The organism is Amycolatopsis sp. MEPSY49 (assembly GCF_051337345.1).
Classification (GTDB): Bacteria; Actinomycetota; Actinomycetes; order Mycobacteriales; family Pseudonocardiaceae; genus Amycolatopsis.
Genome location: NZ_JBDLYJ010000004.1, coordinates 122,624 through 137,990 on the forward strand (window position 1 = coordinate 122,624; position 15,367 = coordinate 137,990).

The following is a 15,367-nucleotide window of genomic DNA, read 5'->3' on the forward strand; positions in this document are numbered from 1 at the left end:
TGAGGTGTGATCCGGGTCACCAGGCGGCGAGCGGCTCCCCGTGTTCGGCGGCGGCCCACTCGCGCGCCACGCGTTCGAGCTTGCCGGGGTTCACCTGGGCGTGGACGGCCGCGATGCCGTCGGCGGTCACGTCCAGCGAGACGACGCCGGCGACCCGGTCGCCGACCACCAGCACCAGCGCGGGCACGCCGTTGGCGACCGCGGCGAACAGGACGGGCTTGCCGCCGATCAGCTCCCACTTGGCTTCGCTGGGCTCGAACAGCCCGCGCAGGAACCGCGCCACCCGCACCGCACCGGTGACCGGCCGCGGCAGCGAGAAGAGCACGCCGCCGCCGTCGCCCACGCTGGTCGCGTCGTCGGTCAGCAGCTTGACCAGCGAGTCGGTCCGGCCGCTGAGCGCCGCGGCGAGGAACTCCTCGACGATCTTGCGGGCCGCGGCCGCGTCGACCGCCACCCGGCGCCGGTCGGTGGCCAGGTGCTGCTTGGCGCGCCGGTAGATCTGCTGGCAGTTCGCCTCGGTCAGGTCGAGCACCTCGGCGATCTCGCTGTGCGCGTAGCCGAACGCCTCACGCAGCACGTACACGACGCGTTCCTTGGCCGAGAGCCGTTCCATCAGCGTGAGCATCGCGATCGAGACCGATTCACGCTGCTCGACGGTGTCCGACGGGCCGAGCATCCGGTCGCCGGCGAAGACGGGCTCGGGCAGCCACTGGCCCACGTAGGTCTCCCGCTTCGCCCGCGCGGCGGTGAGCCGGTTGAGGCAGAGGTTGGTGAGCACCTTCGTCAGCCACGCCTCGGGCGTCTCGATGAGCTCCCGGTCGGCGGACTGCCAGCGCAGGAACGTGTCCTGCACCGCGTCCTCGGCGTCGGTGGCCGACCCCAGCAGGCGGTACGCGATCGCCTCCAACCGCGGCCTGGCCCTCTCGAACACCGCGACTTCGTGCGCGCCCACCAGCATGGTGCCAAGCTAACACCGCCGTCCTCAGGTCACCGTCACGCGCACCGGCATCATGAGCGTGGCCGGCGTCCGGCGAGGCCGTGGTGGGCGGCGAGGCTACCGACCATGCCACGCAAGAAGGTCGCCAACGCCTCGGCCGCGGGCAGTGTGGTGCCCACGCCGGCCGGCCGGGCGAAGTCGTCGAAGCGCAGGTCGTAGCAGCTTCCGGCGCGGCTCGCACGAGCTTCGAGGCACCCAGCGACCCGGCCGCCGAGGAACCGCGAGCCGCCTAGCGGAAGCACGCCGGCTGGGCGTCGCGGTCCCGCGACTGGAAGCCGCCGAACCGCACTTCGCCACCGCGCCACCGAACCATCGCAATTCCGGCACCCTGGCCGGCTTTCACCGGCGCAGCAGTGTCTCCGGCACGTCGACCTCGCGGCTGCGCAGGTATTCGCCCAGACCCTTCGCCTGCGGGTCGGGCCGGACCGACGCGGCGACTCCCGCACCGAGGAGCCCGACCACGACGAAGTTGAGCGCCCGCAGGTTCGGCAGCTCGAACCGCCGGACTTCGAGTTCGGCCGCCTCGGGCAGCAAAGCCCGGAAGCGGCCGCCGTCGAGGAACGACCGGAGCCAGGCGTACTCCTCATCGGTCCGGGTCCACAGCCCGATGTTGGCGTTGCCGCCCTTGTCGCCGGACCGCGCACCAGCCACCTCTCCCAACGGCACCCGGCGGGTCGGCCCCGCCACAACGGACGGTTCAGCCGTGCCGGAGTACGTCGCGGCCGGCCCGGACGGTGGGTGCGGGATCACGCGCCGGGTGCCGTCGGGCAGGGTGACGCGGTGCTCGACCTCGGCCGCCGGGACCAGGGTCGGCCAGTAGACGCCGAAACCGCTTTCCGCGGTCGGCGGGGTCGTCGTGTGGAACCCCGGGTAGCCGCCGAGCGCCAGCTCCATCGTCGTGTTCGAGAAGCGGCGGCCCACCTTGGCCTGGTCCGGGTCCTTCACCGTGATCCGAAGGTGGGCGGTGGCTTCGGCGTTCACGGGCGCGTCGGGGTGGTCGAACCGCAGCAGCGTCACGTCGACCTCGGCGAACTGCTCCTTGCCGCCCAGCAGCTCGAACAGCTGCTGCTCGGCCCACGCGGCCTTCTCCTCGATCCGGGTGCCGGTGAGCACCAGCGTCATCGTGTTCCGGTAGCCGCCGTCGTGGTTGAGCGCCACCTTCAGCCGGTCGCCGGGCGGGCTGCCGCGCGTGCCGCTGATTCGCACGCGGTCGGGTCCGGCCTGGCCGAGCCGGACGGTGTCGAAGTGCGCGACCGCGTCGGGCCCGGCGTAGGCCGGTTCGGCGATCTCGTACAGCAGCTGCGCGGTGACGGTGCCGACCGAGACCAGGCCGCCGGTGCCGTCGTGCTTGGTGATCACGCTCGAGCCGTCGGCCTCGACCTCGGCGATCGGGAAACCCGGGTACCGGCGGTCGGTGATCTCTTCGAAGAACGCGTAGTTGCCGCCGGTGGCCTGCGGGCCGCACTCGATCACGTGGCCCGCGGCCACGGCGCCGGCGATCGCGTCGAAGTCCGTCGGCGCCCAGCCGTGCCACCAGGCCGCCGGGCCGACGACCAGCGACGCGTCGGTCACGCGCCCGGTGACGACGACGTCGGCGTCGGCCGCCAGCGCTTCGGCGATGCCCCAACCGCCGAGGTAGGCGTTGGCGGTCACCGGGGTCACCCCGGCTTCGGCGAGCTTGCGGCCGGTGTCGAGGTGGGCCAGGTCGTGTCCGGCCGCCTGCAGCTCTCCGAGCCGGTCGACGAGGTCGTCGCCGTCCACGTACGCGATCTTCGGGTGCAGGCCCAGCCGTTCGCCGAGCGCGGCGATCTCGGCGGCCAGCCCCGGTGGGTTCAGGCCACCGGCGTTGGACACGATCCGGATGCCGCGGTCCAGGCACGTCCCCAGCACGTGCTCGAGCTGGGTGAGGAACGTCTTCGCGTACCCCGCGGCCGAATCCTTCCGGCGCGCCTTCCAGAGGATCAGCATGGTCAGCTCGGCGAGGTAGTCGCCGGTGAGGACGTCGATCGGGCCACCCTCGACCATCTCCCGCGCCGCGGCGAGGCGGTCGCCGTAGAAGCCGGAACAGTTCGCGATCCGGACCGGGCGGCTCACGCGCGGCTCCGTTCGCGGCCGGGCCCGGGTGCCCCGGCGAACGCCTGCGCGATGCCGATCCACTCGCGGGCCACCGGTCCGGTCACGACGAGCCCGGTGTCGTCGACGTGCCGGCGCTGGGTCACCGTCAGGCAGAAGTCGAGCGCGGTGCCTTCGACGCGGTCGGCGGCGTCCGCGTCGCCCCAGGTCCACAGTGGACCGGACGGGGCGCGCAGCTCCACGCGGATCGGCGTCGTCGGCACCGCGCGGCCGTTGAGCCGAAAGCTGAATCCGGTCGTCGAGACGCCGAGGTGGGCGATGTGCCGCAACCGGTCGGTGGCCGGGCGGGTCACGCCGAGCGCGTCGGCGATGTCCTGGCCGTGCGCCCAGGTTTCCATGATCCGCGCGGTGACCGAAGAAGCCACGCTCATGTCGGGCCCGTACCAGGGCAGCCGGGCCCGCGGGTCGCGGCCGCGGAACGCCGTGACGAACGCGGCGCGGGCCCGGGTGAACCACGCTCGGGTTTCGGCCGCGGTCAGTCCCGCGTGCCGCGCGGCGACGCGGTCGGGGAAGTCCATGCCGCCGGCCATCAACGCCGACGCCTCTTGCCGGAAGCCGTCGGGATCGACCGCGGCTCGCGTCGCGGCTTCGTCGAAGAACGCGAGGTGTGTGACCTGGTCGCGGATCGTCCACCCGGCGGCGGGTGTGGGCCGGGCGATCCCGGCGTCGTCCAGCGGGCCGATCATCGTTTCGACGCCGGCGGCTTCGGCGAGCAGGTCGTCGAGCAGCCTGTCCAGTGAGACGGCCATGTCAGCGTCCTTCCCACACGGGCGGGCGCTTCTCGCGAAACGCCGCCGGGCCTTCCTGCGCGTCCCGCGAGCGGTACACCGGAGCCCAGATCTCCTCAGCGCGCTCGTAGACGTCGACGCGGGACAGGTAAGCGGTCCGTTTGGCCGCGCGCACCGAAAGCGGCGCGTTGGCCGCGATCCGCTCGGCGAGCGCCTGGGTCCGGGACCGCAGCTCGGCCGCCGGGACGACGTCGTTGACCAGCCCGACCTCCCGCGCCCGGTACGCGTCGAGCGGGTCGCCGGTCAGCAGGATCTCCAGGGCGACCCGCGGTGGCACCAGCCAGGACAGCGGGGCCGCCCACGGCGCGCCCCGGCCGACCTTCACCTCGGTCACCGCGAACCGCGCGTGCTCGGCCGCGACGACGAGGTCGCACTGCTGGGCCAGCAGGAATCCACCGGCGTACGCGACGCCGTTGACCGCGGCGATCGTGGGCTTGGGCACGTCGATGTTCCGGCCGAACTGCGGCAGGAAGTCCGGCGGCGGGATTTCCAGGGCCGTCTCGGCCATCTCCTTGAGGTCGCCACCGGCGCAGAACGCCTTGTCCCCGGCGCCGGTCAGCACGAGCACCGCGGCCGAGTCGTTGGCGACGAACCGCCGGGTGCCCGCCCAGAGCCCGTCGCGGACCTCTTCGGACAGTGCGTTGCGCGCTTCGGGGCGGTTGATCGTCAGCCAGGCGACTCCATTGTGGACGTCGTAGGAAATCACTCCACCACCGCCAGCACTTGGCCGGTGTCGACCTGGTCGCCGTGGCGCACCCGCAGTTCGGCGACCGAGCCGTCGATCGGCGCGGTGACGGTGTGCTCCATCTTCATCGCCTCCAGGACCACGAGTGCCTGCCCGGCCACGACGCTGTCCCCGGCCTCGACGAGGACCCGCACCACGGCGCCGGGCATCGCGGCGAGCAACGACCCGGCGGCCGCGGCGGCGTCCGGGTCCGCGAAGCGCGGGACCTCGGCCAGTGCCGCCGAACCGTCCGGTCCGTCCACATAGGACGTTCCGGCCTCGGTGTGCACCCGGTAGGTGCGGTGAACGCCGTCGATCTCCAGCTCTACCAGGTCGGGAGCCGCGGAGATCAGCCGCACGGACTCGCCGAGCGGCGCGCCGTTGACCGTGAGCCGGAGACCGGACCGCCGGACCGAGTAGGCGACGTCCAGGGTTTCCCCGCCGTTGAGATACGCCACCCGTTGCGGGACGCCGCCGACGTTGCGCCAGCCGGAAGGCATCTCCGGCACCACCCGCGCGTCCCGGCGGTTTCGGGCCTGCCGGGCCAGCGCCGCCGCGGCGGCCTGCCGGGCGCCGCCGCCTTCGGGCGCGCCGAGAGTGACGGGATCGTGCCGGGTCAGGTAGCCCGTGTCCGTGTGGCCGGCCAGGAACTCGGCCTCGCCCAGGATGCCGGCAAGGAGGTCCCGGTTCGTCGTGACGCCGTGGAGTTCGGCGTGCCGCAGCACGCGGGCCAACGTGCGCGCGGCTTCGCGGCGGGTGCGGCCGTGCGCGATCACCTTGGCGAGCATCGGGTCGTAGTGCGGGCCGACGACCGAGCCGTCGACGACCCCGGAATCGACGCGGATGCCCCGCGGCCCGGGGACGCGGAACCGGTGCAGGGTCCCGGTGGCGGGCAGGAACCCGGCCGGGACGTCCTCGGCGTAGAGCCGGACCTCGATCGCGTGCCCGCTGATCCGGGCCCCGGTGGCCTCGGGCGGCAGCGGCTCCCCCTCGGCGACGCGCAGCTGCAGTTCGACCAGGTCCAGGCCGGTGACCAGCTCGGTCACCGGGTGCTCGACCTGCAGACGCGTGTTGACCTCCAGGAAGTAGAACCGGCCGTCGCGGTCCAGCACGAACTCGACGGTGCCGGCGCCGGTGTAGCCGATGGCCTTCCCGGCGGCAACGGCCGCGGAACCGAGTTCGGCGCGCAGGGCGTCGTCGACCGCCGGGGACGGGCACTCTTCGACGATCTTCTGGTAGCGGCGCTGGATCGAGCAGTCCCGCTCGAACAGGTGCACCACTTCGCCGTGCGTGTCGCCGAGGATCTGGACCTCGACGTGCCGCGGGTCGACGACGAACCGTTCCAGGAACACGGTTCCGTCGCCGAACGCGGACGCGGCCTCGCGACGGGCACCATCGACGGCCTCGGCGAGGGCGGCGGAGTCGTGGACCACGCGCATGCCCCGGCCACCGCCCCCGAACGCGGCCTTGACCAGCACCGGGAAGCCGATGGACGCGGCCACCGCGGCGAGGTCGGTCTCGTCGGTGACGGTCACCCCCGGCAACACGGGGACCCCGGCGGCGTCCATCAGGGCCTTGGCTTCGATCTTCGACCCCATCGCGGCGATGACCTCCGGGGCCGGGCCGACGAACGTCAGCCCGGCCGCGGCGCAGTCGCGGGCGAACCCGGCGTTCTCCGACAGGAACCCGTAACCGGGGTGGACCGCGTCGGCGCCGGTGGCCCGGGCCGCGGCGATGACGAGGTCGCCCCGCAGGTACGTCTCGGACGGCGCGGCGCCGGGCAGCCGGACCGCCTCGTCGGCGAGCCGGACGAAGGGGGCGCCCGCGTCCGGGTCGGAGTACACCGCGACGGTGGCGATGCCGAGGTCGTGCGCGGTGCGCATGACCCGGGCCGCGATCTCCCCGCGGTTGGCGACCAGCAGTTTCGCGATCATCGGCCTCACATCCGGAAGACGCCGAAGCCACGCCGGCCCTCGACGCGGTTGGAGTGGACGGCGGACAGCGACATCCCCAGCACGTCACGGGTGTCGCGGGGGTCGACGATGCCGTCGTCGTAGAGCCGCGCGGTGACGGCGAATGCGTGCGACTCGTTTTCGATCTGGCTCTCGATCGCCGCGGTGCGCTTCCGGTCGGCCTCTTCGTCGAACTCGCGGCCCTGCGAGGCCGCCGAAGCGCGCCCGACTATCGACATCACCCCGGCGAGCTGGGCCGCGCCCATCACCGCGAGCTTCGCGCCCGGCCACGCGAACATCAGCCGCGGGTCGTAGGCGCGGCCGGACATGCCGTAGTTGCCCGCGCCGAACGAAGACGCCATGTTGACCGTCAGGTGCGGCACCGTGCTGTTGGTGACGGCGTTGATCATCTTGGCGCCGTCCTTGATGATCCCGCCCTGCTCGTACTGCGTGCCGACCATGTAGCCGGTCGTGTTCTGCAGGAACACCAGCGGTACGTCGGTCTGGTTGGCGAGCAGGATGAACTCGCTGGCCTTCTTGGCTTCCTCGCTGAACAGCACGCCGCGGTGGTTGGCGAGCACGCCGACCGGATAGCCGTGGATGCTCGCCCAGCCGGTCACCAGCGAGGTGCCGTAGAGCGGCTTGTACTCGTCGAAGTCGGAGCCGTCGACGGTGCGGGCCAGGATCTCGCGCGGGTCGAAGGGCACCTTGGGGTCCGGCGGCACGATGCCGAGGATCTCCTCGGCGTCGTAGCGCGGCGGCTCGGGATTCCGGCGGGGCGCCGGGCCGAGCTTGCGCCAGTTGATCCGGGAGATGACCCGCCGGCCGAGCCGGATGGCGTCGCGCTCGTCCACGGCGAAGTAGTCCGACAGGCCCGAGACGCGGGAGTGCATCTCCGCACCGCCCAGTGACTCGTCGTCCGCCTCCTCGCCGGTGGCCATCTTGACCAGGGGCGGACCGCCGAGGAACACCTTGGCCTGCCGGTCGACGAGCACCGCGTAGTCGCACATGCCGGGCACGTACGCGCCACCGGCGGTGGAGTTGCCGAACACGATGGCCAGCGTGGGAATGCCCATCGAGGACAGCTCGGTCAGCTCGTGGAAGATCCGCCCGGCGGGCACGAACAGGTCGGCCTGCGTGGGCAGGTCGGCGCCCCCGGACTCGACGAGGTTGATCACCGGGAGCCGGTTGACGCGCGCGATCTCCAGTGCGCGCAACGTCTTCCGCAGCGAGTACGGGTTCATCGCCCCGCCGCGGACGGTCGGGTCGTGGCCGATGACCACACACTCCACATCGGACACCACGCCGATGCCGGTGAGCACCGAGGCGCCGACCGTGAAGTCGGTGCCCCACGCGGCCAGCGCGGACAGTTCGAGGAACGGGCTGTCCGGGTCGAGCAGCAGTTCCAGCCGTTCGCGCACCGGCAGCTTCCCGCGGTCGCGGTGCCGCTGGACGTAGCGCTCACCACCGCCGCCGATGGCCAGCTCCAGCTGCTCCTCCAACCGCTCCAGGGCTTCCAGCTGCGCCTTGCGGTTGGTCGCGTAGCTCTCGGCGGAGACGTCGAGCAGGGACTTGAGGACGGTCATGCGGTTCCCCCGTAGTGCCCGGCGTGCCGTTCCCGGACCACGTTCTTCTGGATCTTCCCGGTCGAGGTGCGCGGCAGCTCGTCGGTGACGATCACGGCCTTGGGGACCTTGTAGCCGTCGAGCCGGTCCTTCAGCCGCAGCCGCAGGTCGTCGGCGTCGATCCGGGCGCCCGGCTTCGGCACGACCACCGCCGTGATGGCCTCGGTCCACCGCTCGTGCGGGAGCCCGATCACCACGACCTCGGCAACGTTCGGCTCGGCGTCGTAGACCGCGCGCTCCACCTCGATGGAGGCGACGTTCTCGCCCCCGGTCTTGATGACGTCCTTGTACCGGTCGGCGAACCAGAGCACGCCGTCCGGCCCGAACCACCCGACGTCGCCGGAGTGGAACCAGCCGTGCCGGAAGGCCTCCGCCGTCGCCTCGGGATTGCGCAGGTACTCCTGCATGGTCGACGGCGCCCGGTAGACGATCTCGCCCTGCTCGCCGCGCGGCAACAGGATCCCGTCCGGGTCCATGATCCCGACCTGGACGCCGGTGAGCGGCGTGCCGACCGCGCCGACGTGCGAGAGCTGGTGTTCGGGCCGGAAGAGCGTGGTGATCGGGCTCATTTCGGTCTGTCCGAACAGGAGCGCGAAGTCGCAGCGGAAGCCGTCGAGGCACGCCTTGATCTGCGCTTCCGGCATCGGGGCCATCGCGTACACCGCGCGGCGCAGGGAAGACAGGTCGCGGCCGGCGAAGGACGGATGGTCGAGGGCCGCGCGGTACATCATCGGCAGGCCGAAGACCTGGGTGATGCCTTCGCGTTCGATGGTGTCGAGGAACCGCTCCGGGTCGAAGCCGCGGTGGACGTGGATCGTGGCGCCGACGACGACCGCGGGCGTGCAGAAGGCGTTCAGCTGCGCGGTGTGGAACATCGGCATCATCGCGAGGAACCGGTCGTCGGCGCGCCAGCCCGAGTCGAGCGCGGCCGACATCGACTCGAGGTGGATCGCCAGGTGCGTGCCGACGACGCCTTTCGGCGCCGCGGTGGTCCCGGATGTGTACAAATAGGACAGTGGAGCACGGTCTTCGACGACGACTTCGGGTGCGGTCGTGTCGTCGGAGAGCACGTCGTCGAGGTCCGGTCCGGCGGCGTCACCGCCGGTACCGGGCGCGAGGATCACCTCAGCCGTCTCGGGCACCGCGGGTGCGACGACCTCGAAGAGCTGGCGTTCCACGACGATGCCGCGAGCTCGCGAATGCCCGAGCACGTAAGCGACTTCGTCGGCGCGCCAGCCCAGGTTGATCGGCACGCACACGAGCCCGAGCTTCGCGCAGGCGTAGTAGACAGCGAGGAATTCCGCACTGTTGGCCGAGGCCAAGGCGAGGGCATCCCCGGTCGTGTAGCCGCGGGCGGTGAGGCCGTGCGCGAGCCGGTTGACCCACGCGTCGAACTCGCCGTAGGTCCAGCGCCGGTCGCCGTCGACGACGGCCGGGGTTTCCGGCCGGGCGAACGCCACGCGGGTCAGCGCGTCGCCGACGTTGACCCGGTGGACGAGGTTGTGGTCCGTCATCAGTCCTCCTAATAGGACCGGGGCAGCCCGAGGCTGTGCTGCGCGACGAAGTTGAGGATCATTTCGCGGTTCACCGGGGCGATCCGCAGCAACCGGGCCAGCCCCCAGTACGGCAGCAGCCCGAAGTCCGCCGAGACGCCGTTGCCGCCGTGGGTCTGGATCGCGGCGTCGACGGCGGCCAGCGCCGCTTCCGCGGCGGCGTACTTGGCCATGTTCGACGCCTCGCCCGCGGGCAGGCCGCGGTCGTGCAGGGCGGCCGCGCGGTGCGTCATCAGCGCGGCCAGCTCGGTTTCGATCTTGGCCTTCGCGAGGGCGTGCGAAACCCCTTGGTGAGCACCGATCGGGCGGTCCCACACCGTACGTTCCCGCGCGTAGCGGCTCGCGACCTCGAGGGCGTAGCGCGCGATGCCGACGCAGAGCGCGGCGCCGGTGATGCGTTCGGGGTTGAGGCCGTGGAAAACCTGGCGGAAGCCTTCGCCCTCCCCGCCGACGAGGGCCGTGGCGGGCAGCCGCACGCCGTCGAAGCGCAGGGTGAACTGCTGCTCCGGGAGCATGACGTCGACCGGCAGCCGCGTCACCGTGAGTCCGGGCGCGTCCACCGGGACCAGGAACAGCGAGAGCCGGGCCGGGCCGTCGGGATCGCGGCCGGTGCGGGCGACGAGCAGCAGCGCGTCGGCGGTGTCGACGCCGGAGATGTAGTACTTCTCGCCGTCGACCACCCACTCGTCGCCGTCGCGGCGGGCGGTGGTGGCCAGCTTGTGGGTGTTGGAACCGGCGTCGGGCTCGGTGATGGCGAAGACGACCTTCCGCCGGCCGCTCGCCAGGCCCGGGAGCCACTCCTTGCGCTGCTCCGGTGTCCCGAACTCGGTGAGCACCTCCGCGGAGATGGCTTCGGTGACCAGGAGCAGCAGGATCGGCGCGCCCTTCGCCGCGCTTTCCTCGATGACGACCGTCAGCTCGGCCAGGCCGCGGCCGCCCCCGCCGTACTCCTCGGGGATGTTGACGCCGATGAACCCCGCGTCGCCCAGCGCGTGCCACAGCTCGGTGCATTCCCGGCCCTCGCGGGCGTGCTCGACGTAGTAGCGGCCGCCGAAGGGGGCGGCGATGGCGGCCACCGCGGCGCGGAGGTCACGGGTCTCATCGCTTTCGAGCACGTCCACACCGACGCTCCTTAGTGATTTACTATTCACTAGTAGCGCACCGTAGCGCGCGGCTGCGATGATGACAAGATGACGACGACTCCCCCGGCCACCCGCAGGCGGCGCGATCCCGAGCGGCGCGAGCGGATCCTGACCGCCGCCGCCGAGCTCACCGCGCGGCGCGGGTTCCACGCGATCGGCATGGCCGACATCGGGGCGGAGGCCGGCATCGTGGGCTCCGGCGTCTACCGGCACTTCGAGAACAAGGACGCCATCCTGGTCGCGCTGCTCGACCGCGTGATGGGCCGCCTGCAGGACGGCGCCGCGGCGATCCTCGCCGCCGGCCCGGACGACCGAACCGCGCTGTCCGGCCTGATCAGGGACCATGTCCAGGTCGCCATCGAGGACCGCACCGTGCTCGCGGTCTACCACCGCGAGATCCACAACCTCCCCGAAGACGAGCGGCGGCGGCTGCGGCGGCTGCAGCGCCACTACCTCGAGGACTGGGTCCACGTGCTCGCCCCGCTGCGGCCCGACCTCGCCGACGGCGAGCTGCGGCTGGCCGTGCACGCGGCGATCGGCGCGGTGCAGTCCACGCTCTTCTTCCGCAGCGGCCTCGCGTCCGAGCGGCTCGCCGAACTGCTGGACGAGATGGCGCACGCGTGCCTGGGAGTGTCGCGGGCACCGGCGGCGCCAGTGAATGACGAATAACTATCTTCTTGCGCCGGTGACCTGAGTCACGGCATGCTGGTCGGCGGCAGCGACGGCGAAGGAGCCCCGGCATGACCGCGACCGACCACACCGCAGCCCGGATCGACGTCGAGACCCTGCGCGGCCGCCGCGCCGTGCACCGCTGGGAGCGCACGTCGATCGGCGACGTCTTCGAACGCCTCACCTGGAGCCGCCCGGACCAGGTCGCCCTCGCCTCGGCCGACGGCGCCCACGGTGAAGAGCGATTCGCGGCGGTCACCTACCGGCAGGCCGACGAAGCCGCCAACCAGCTCGCCCACGCACTGGCCGCCGCCGGCCTGGTCCCCGGCGACCGCGTGCTGTTGTTCTGCGAGAACACCGTCGAGGCGTTCCTGGCCAAGATCGGGATCGCCAAGGCGGGCCTGGTCGCCGTCCCGCTGAACCCGGGCCTCGCCCCCGACGTCCTCACCCACCTCGTCCGCCTGACCGAGCCCCGGCTGGCGATCGTCGACGCGGAACTGTGGCCACGGCTGGAAGGCGTCGCGGATCTGCGCGTCGGCGCCACCATCACGGTCGGCGGCGGCCCGGTCGCGGACAGCCCGTCGTTCGGCGCCTTCCTCGACGGGCACCCGGTCACCGAGCCGGACGTCGAGATCCACGGCGACGACATCTTCCAGCTGCTGTTCACTTCCGGCACCACCGCGCTGCCGAAGGGCGTGATGCTGTCCCACAGCTACGTCCACCTCGCCGGGCTGAACTTCGCGCTGTCGCTCACGCGCGGCCTGCGCCACGAGGCCGACCTGCGGGTCTGCACGTTCCTGCCGATGATCTACCACGTCGGCGACGCGCTGTTCACGTACTCGACGTTCTTCGCCGGCGGCACGCTCACGCTCGGCCGCCGTCCCGCGCCCGGCCCGGTCGCCGCGGCACTCGGCCGGTCCCGCGCGACGGCGGTCTGGGCCGGCTCGCCGCAGTTCGTGGCCGCGCTGGCCGACGAGTTCGACGCGCACCCGGACCTGGACCTGACTTCGCTGACGGCACTCGTCTACGGCTGGGGCGCCCTGTCCCCCGCCCTCCTGCGCCGGCTCGAAGCCCGGACTGCGCCGGGGTTCGTCGCGGTCGGGATCTTCGGCCAGACCGAAGCCATCGCCTGCCACCGGTTCTGGCCGAGCGCGTGGCCCGAGGTCCACGCCCGCACGGCTCCCGCGATGAACTACGTCGGCGTGCCGAGCGGCCTGCTCGCCTCGGACGTCGTCGACGAGCTCGGCGAACCGGTCCGCGGCACGCCGGGGGAAGCCGTCTACCGGTCACCGGTCATGACCGCCGGCTACTACCGCGACGCGGCCGCGACCCGGGAGGCGTTCCGCGGCGGCTGGTTCCACTCCGGCGACTCGGCGGTGGTGGACGAGGACGGCTTGCGCGTGATGGTCGACCGCTACAAGGACATCGTGAAGACGGGCGGGGAAAACGTCTCCAGCATGCGCGTCGAAGCGGTGCTGCACGAGCACCCCGACGTCCTGCGCGCGGCGGTGATCGGGCTGGCGCACGAGCACTGGGGCGAGGCGGTCACGGCCGTCGTCGTCCCGCGGCCGGGCGCCGAGCCGGCGGAGACCGACCTGCTCGCGCACTGCAGGGCGCGCCTGGCGGGCTATGAGACCCCGAAAGCGGTCATCTTCGCCGACGCGCTGCCCGAAACCGTCGGGGGAAAGGTCCTCAAGTACAAGCTGCGTGCCCGGCACGCGGATCTGTACCGCTAGGGTCGCGCGGCCGAGGTCGTTGCCGGCCGGAACCGGCTCACCGTCGGGTCGGCCCGGTTCGTCTCGTTGAGGATCTCGTGCCGGGCGCCCGGGTACTCCCGGCGAACGCCGGCATGCGGGGCAGCGCCCGCGGCTCACGACGCCGTCGCCTTCAGCGCCGCCTCGATCGCTCGCGTCAGCGTTTCCGAGTACTCATTGTCGCCCCCCTTGAGCACGAGCATCCGGAACGCCAGCGGTGCGATCAGCGGATCGATGCCCAGCTCCACATCCAGGCCGGACGGAAGCTCGCCGCGGTCGATCGCGGCCTGCAGGATCGCGCGGGCCGCCGCTCGCCGCGGCGCGGCCACGTTCCTGTTCAACCAGCGCACCTTCGACTGGCTCGACACCGTTTGGCCCGCTGAACGACCAGCCTGACACCGGTTGCGGCGACGCGGACGGCGACGGCACCAGGGATGGTGGCAGAGTTGAGCGCGGCCGACGGTCGCCCGGCGTGGACGTGCTGCACCGCGTCGAGGTCGATCGGCTTTTCGTGGTGATCCTGCGCCCGGTCCTGGAAGGCCTCGGATGTGCGATCGGCCCAGCGGGGCGAACAGCCAGTCGCCTACTGCGCGGCCAGGTCCGAGGGGTGCGTGGCCAGCGGGGTGACGTCGATCTTCATGAACGGGTACAGCGGCAGGGCCGAGAGAATGCCGTGCAGCTCGTCGTTCGAAGCGACGTCGAAGACGCTGAAGTTGCTGTAGCGCCCCACGATCCGCCACAGGTGCACCCACACGCCCGCGCGCTGGAGCTCCAGCGCGCGGGCCTTTTCGGCGGCGACCCGGTCGGTGACGTCGACCCCGGGCGGGATCGAGACGTCCATCCGCACGTGGAACAGCATGTCAGCGCCTTTCCAGGCGGCGCACGGCCGCCAGGTCGAGGTCGATGCCCAGGCCGGGGCCGTCCGGCAGGTGCAGCTCGCCGCCGTCGTAGCGCAACGGCGCCGTCAGCAGCTCTTCGCTCATCAGCAGCGGCCCGAACAGCTCGCTCCCCCACGTCACCGCCGGGGTCGCGCAGGCCAGCTGGAGCGTGGCGGCCGTCCCGACCGGGCTTTCGATGGACGTGCCCGCGTGGCACGGGATCCCGGCCGCGGCGGCGACCTCGGCGATGGCCCGCGTCGCGCGCAGGCCGCCGGACTTCGTCGTCTTCAGTGAGAACACGTCGGCCGCGCGGGCCTTGGCCAGCGCCAGCGCTTCGCCCGGGGTGCGCAGGCTTTCGTCGGCCATCACCGGGATCCGCAGCGCACGGTTGATCTCGGCCAGCGCTTCGACCTCCGCGCCCGGCACCGGCTGTTCGACGAGGTCGACGCCCGCGTCCGCCAGCCGCGGCAGGTGCTTCAGCGACGTCAGCAGGTCCCAGCGCGCGTTGAGGTCCACCCGCACGCTCGCCACCCCGACCAGCTTTTCCGCCACCGCGCACACCCGAGCGACGTCTTCGGCCGGGTCGAGGGCACCCATCTTGAGCTTGAAGCTCTTGTGCCCGGCGTCGAGCTTCGCGAGGGCTTCGTCGGCAACCACCGGCGCCGGCTCGGTGCCCAGCGCCCAGGTCACCGGCACCGACCGGCGCGCGAGACCGCCCAGCAGCGTGTGGATCGGCACGCCGAGCGCGCGGGCCCACGCGTCGTGCAGGGCCACCTCGACGGCGGCCTTGGCGTAGAGGTTGGCCGCGACGACGTCGGCGAGGTCGCGCTGGATCCCGGCGACGTCGTCGACACACCGGCCGAGCAGGACCGGCGTGAAGTACCGCTCCACGACCAGCGCCATGGTTTCCACCGACTCGCCACCCCACCACGGACCGCCGGGAACCACACCCTCGCCCACCCCGACGGTGCCGCCACGGGTGTGGACGAACACCAGCAGCACCGGCTGCGCGGCCATGCCGGTGCGGGCGAAGCGGTGCGGCCGGCGCAGGGGCACGTCCAGCAGCACCGTTTCGACGCGCTCGATCGCCAGGTCTGTCATGTCTCCTCGTTCCGGGGAAGAGCCGGGCCGGGCCCCGCGGGGGCCCGGCCG

At 72.3% G+C, this 15,367-nt stretch carries 13 protein-coding genes; 2 read left to right on the plus strand and 11 right to left on the minus strand.

The window, feature by feature from the left end; all coding sequences use genetic code 11:
- Window positions 1-16: 16 nt before the first annotated feature.
- The 8 genes from ABFJ78_RS20060 to ABFJ78_RS20095 all read right to left on the minus strand — a co-directional run bounded on the left by ABFJ78_RS20060 (window position 17) and on the right by ABFJ78_RS20095 (window position 10,893).
- Window positions 17-958, minus strand: coding sequence for an RNA polymerase sigma-70 factor (locus ABFJ78_RS20060; protein WP_436387894.1), 942 nt, complete (start codon window positions 956-958; stop codon window positions 17-19).
- Between the two features lie 378 nt (window positions 959-1,336).
- Entirely contained in the window at window positions 1,337-3,091 is a 1,755-nt protein-coding gene (locus ABFJ78_RS20065) for an acyclic terpene utilization AtuA family protein (RefSeq protein ID WP_436387895.1), read from the minus strand.
- Entirely contained in the window at window positions 3,088-3,879 is a 792-nt protein-coding gene (locus ABFJ78_RS20070) for a TIGR03084 family metal-binding protein (RefSeq protein ID WP_436387896.1), read from the minus strand. The genes ABFJ78_RS20065 and ABFJ78_RS20070 overlap by 4 nt, the downstream gene beginning before the upstream one ends.
- A 1-nt stretch (window position 3,880) precedes the next feature.
- On the minus strand, window positions 3,881-4,624 hold the full coding sequence (locus tag ABFJ78_RS20075) for an enoyl-CoA hydratase/isomerase family protein (protein ID WP_436387897.1): 744 nt from the start codon (window positions 4,622-4,624) through the stop codon (window positions 3,881-3,883).
- Entirely contained in the window at window positions 4,621-6,576 is a 1,956-nt protein-coding gene (locus tag ABFJ78_RS20080; RefSeq protein ID WP_436387898.1) for an acetyl/propionyl/methylcrotonyl-CoA carboxylase subunit alpha, read from the minus strand. The genes ABFJ78_RS20075 and ABFJ78_RS20080 overlap by 4 nt, the downstream gene beginning before the upstream one ends.
- A 5-nt stretch (window positions 6,577-6,581) precedes the next feature.
- Entirely contained in the window at window positions 6,582-8,180 is a 1,599-nt protein-coding gene (locus ABFJ78_RS20085) for an acyl-CoA carboxylase subunit beta (protein WP_436387899.1), read from the minus strand.
- Entirely contained in the window at window positions 8,177-9,733 is a 1,557-nt protein-coding gene (locus ABFJ78_RS20090) for an AMP-binding protein (RefSeq protein WP_436387900.1), read from the minus strand. The genes ABFJ78_RS20085 and ABFJ78_RS20090 overlap by 4 nt, the downstream gene beginning before the upstream one ends.
- A gap of 8 nt (window positions 9,734-9,741) precedes the next feature.
- Window positions 9,742-10,893 carry an acyl-CoA dehydrogenase family protein gene (locus ABFJ78_RS20095; RefSeq protein ID WP_436387901.1) on the minus strand — a complete coding sequence of 384 codons (1,152 nt, stop codon included), beginning with the start codon at window positions 10,891-10,893 and terminating at the stop codon, window positions 9,742-9,744.
- 69 nt (window positions 10,894-10,962) lie between these two features.
- Between ABFJ78_RS20095 and ABFJ78_RS20100 the strand changes: the two genes are divergently transcribed.
- Both ABFJ78_RS20100 and ABFJ78_RS20105 read left to right on the plus strand, forming a co-directional pair.
- A complete protein-coding gene (locus tag ABFJ78_RS20100) occupies window positions 10,963-11,583 on the plus strand; it encodes a TetR/AcrR family transcriptional regulator (protein ID WP_436387902.1) in 621 nt (206 codons plus the stop codon).
- Window positions 11,584-11,654: 71 nt separating this feature from the next.
- Window positions 11,655-13,319, plus strand: coding sequence for an AMP-binding protein (locus ABFJ78_RS20105; protein WP_436387903.1), 1,665 nt, complete (start codon window positions 11,655-11,657; stop codon window positions 13,317-13,319).
- A 134-nt stretch (window positions 13,320-13,453) separates the two neighbouring features.
- Here ABFJ78_RS20105 and ABFJ78_RS20110 read toward each other — a convergent pair whose 3' ends face one another.
- The 3 genes from ABFJ78_RS20110 to ABFJ78_RS20120 form a co-directional block, all read right to left on the minus strand.
- Window positions 13,454-13,678: a TetR/AcrR family transcriptional regulator C-terminal ligand-binding domain-containing protein gene (locus ABFJ78_RS20110; protein WP_436387904.1), complete on the minus strand. Its 225-nt coding sequence runs from the start codon at window positions 13,676-13,678 to the stop codon at window positions 13,454-13,456.
- Between the two features lie 242 nt (window positions 13,679-13,920).
- Window positions 13,921-14,196: a muconolactone Delta-isomerase gene (locus ABFJ78_RS20115; RefSeq protein WP_436387905.1), complete on the minus strand. Its 276-nt coding sequence runs from the start codon at window positions 14,194-14,196 to the stop codon at window positions 13,921-13,923.
- A 1-nt stretch (window position 14,197) separates the two neighbouring features.
- Window positions 14,198-15,316, minus strand: coding sequence for a muconate/chloromuconate family cycloisomerase (locus tag ABFJ78_RS20120; protein ID WP_436387906.1), 1,119 nt, complete (start codon window positions 15,314-15,316; stop codon window positions 14,198-14,200).
- Window positions 15,317-15,367: the final 51 nt, after the last annotated feature.

What these genes read in the sequence shown, in the direction of transcription:
- ABFJ78_RS20105 (WP_436387903.1), top strand. Translation starts at nt 11,655, where the DNA reads ATGACCGCGACCGACCACACCGCAGCCCGGATCGACGTCGAGACCCTG.
- ABFJ78_RS20120 (WP_436387906.1), bottom strand. Translation starts at nt 15,316, where the DNA reads ATGACAGACCTGGCGATCGAGCGCGTCGAAACGGTGCTGCTGGACGTG.
- ABFJ78_RS20090 (WP_436387900.1), bottom strand. Translation starts at nt 9,733, where the DNA reads ATGACGGACCACAACCTCGTCCACCGGGTCAACGTCGGCGACGCGCTG.
- ABFJ78_RS20060 (WP_436387894.1), bottom strand. Translation starts at nt 958, where the DNA reads ATGCTGGTGGGCGCGCACGAAGTCGCGGTGTTCGAGAGGGCCAGGCCG.
- ABFJ78_RS20115 (WP_436387905.1), bottom strand. Translation starts at nt 14,196, where the DNA reads ATGCTGTTCCACGTGCGGATGGACGTCTCGATCCCGCCCGGGGTCGAC.
- ABFJ78_RS20070 (WP_436387896.1), bottom strand. Translation starts at nt 3,879, where the DNA reads ATGGCCGTCTCACTGGACAGGCTGCTCGACGACCTGCTCGCCGAAGCC.
- ABFJ78_RS20085 (WP_436387899.1), bottom strand. Translation starts at nt 8,180, where the DNA reads ATGACCGTCCTCAAGTCCCTGCTCGACGTCTCCGCCGAGAGCTACGCG.
- ABFJ78_RS20080 (WP_436387898.1), bottom strand. Translation starts at nt 6,576, where the DNA reads ATGATCGCGAAACTGCTGGTCGCCAACCGCGGGGAGATCGCGGCCCGG.
- ABFJ78_RS20100 (WP_436387902.1), top strand. Translation starts at nt 10,963, where the DNA reads ATGACGACGACTCCCCCGGCCACCCGCAGGCGGCGCGATCCCGAGCGG.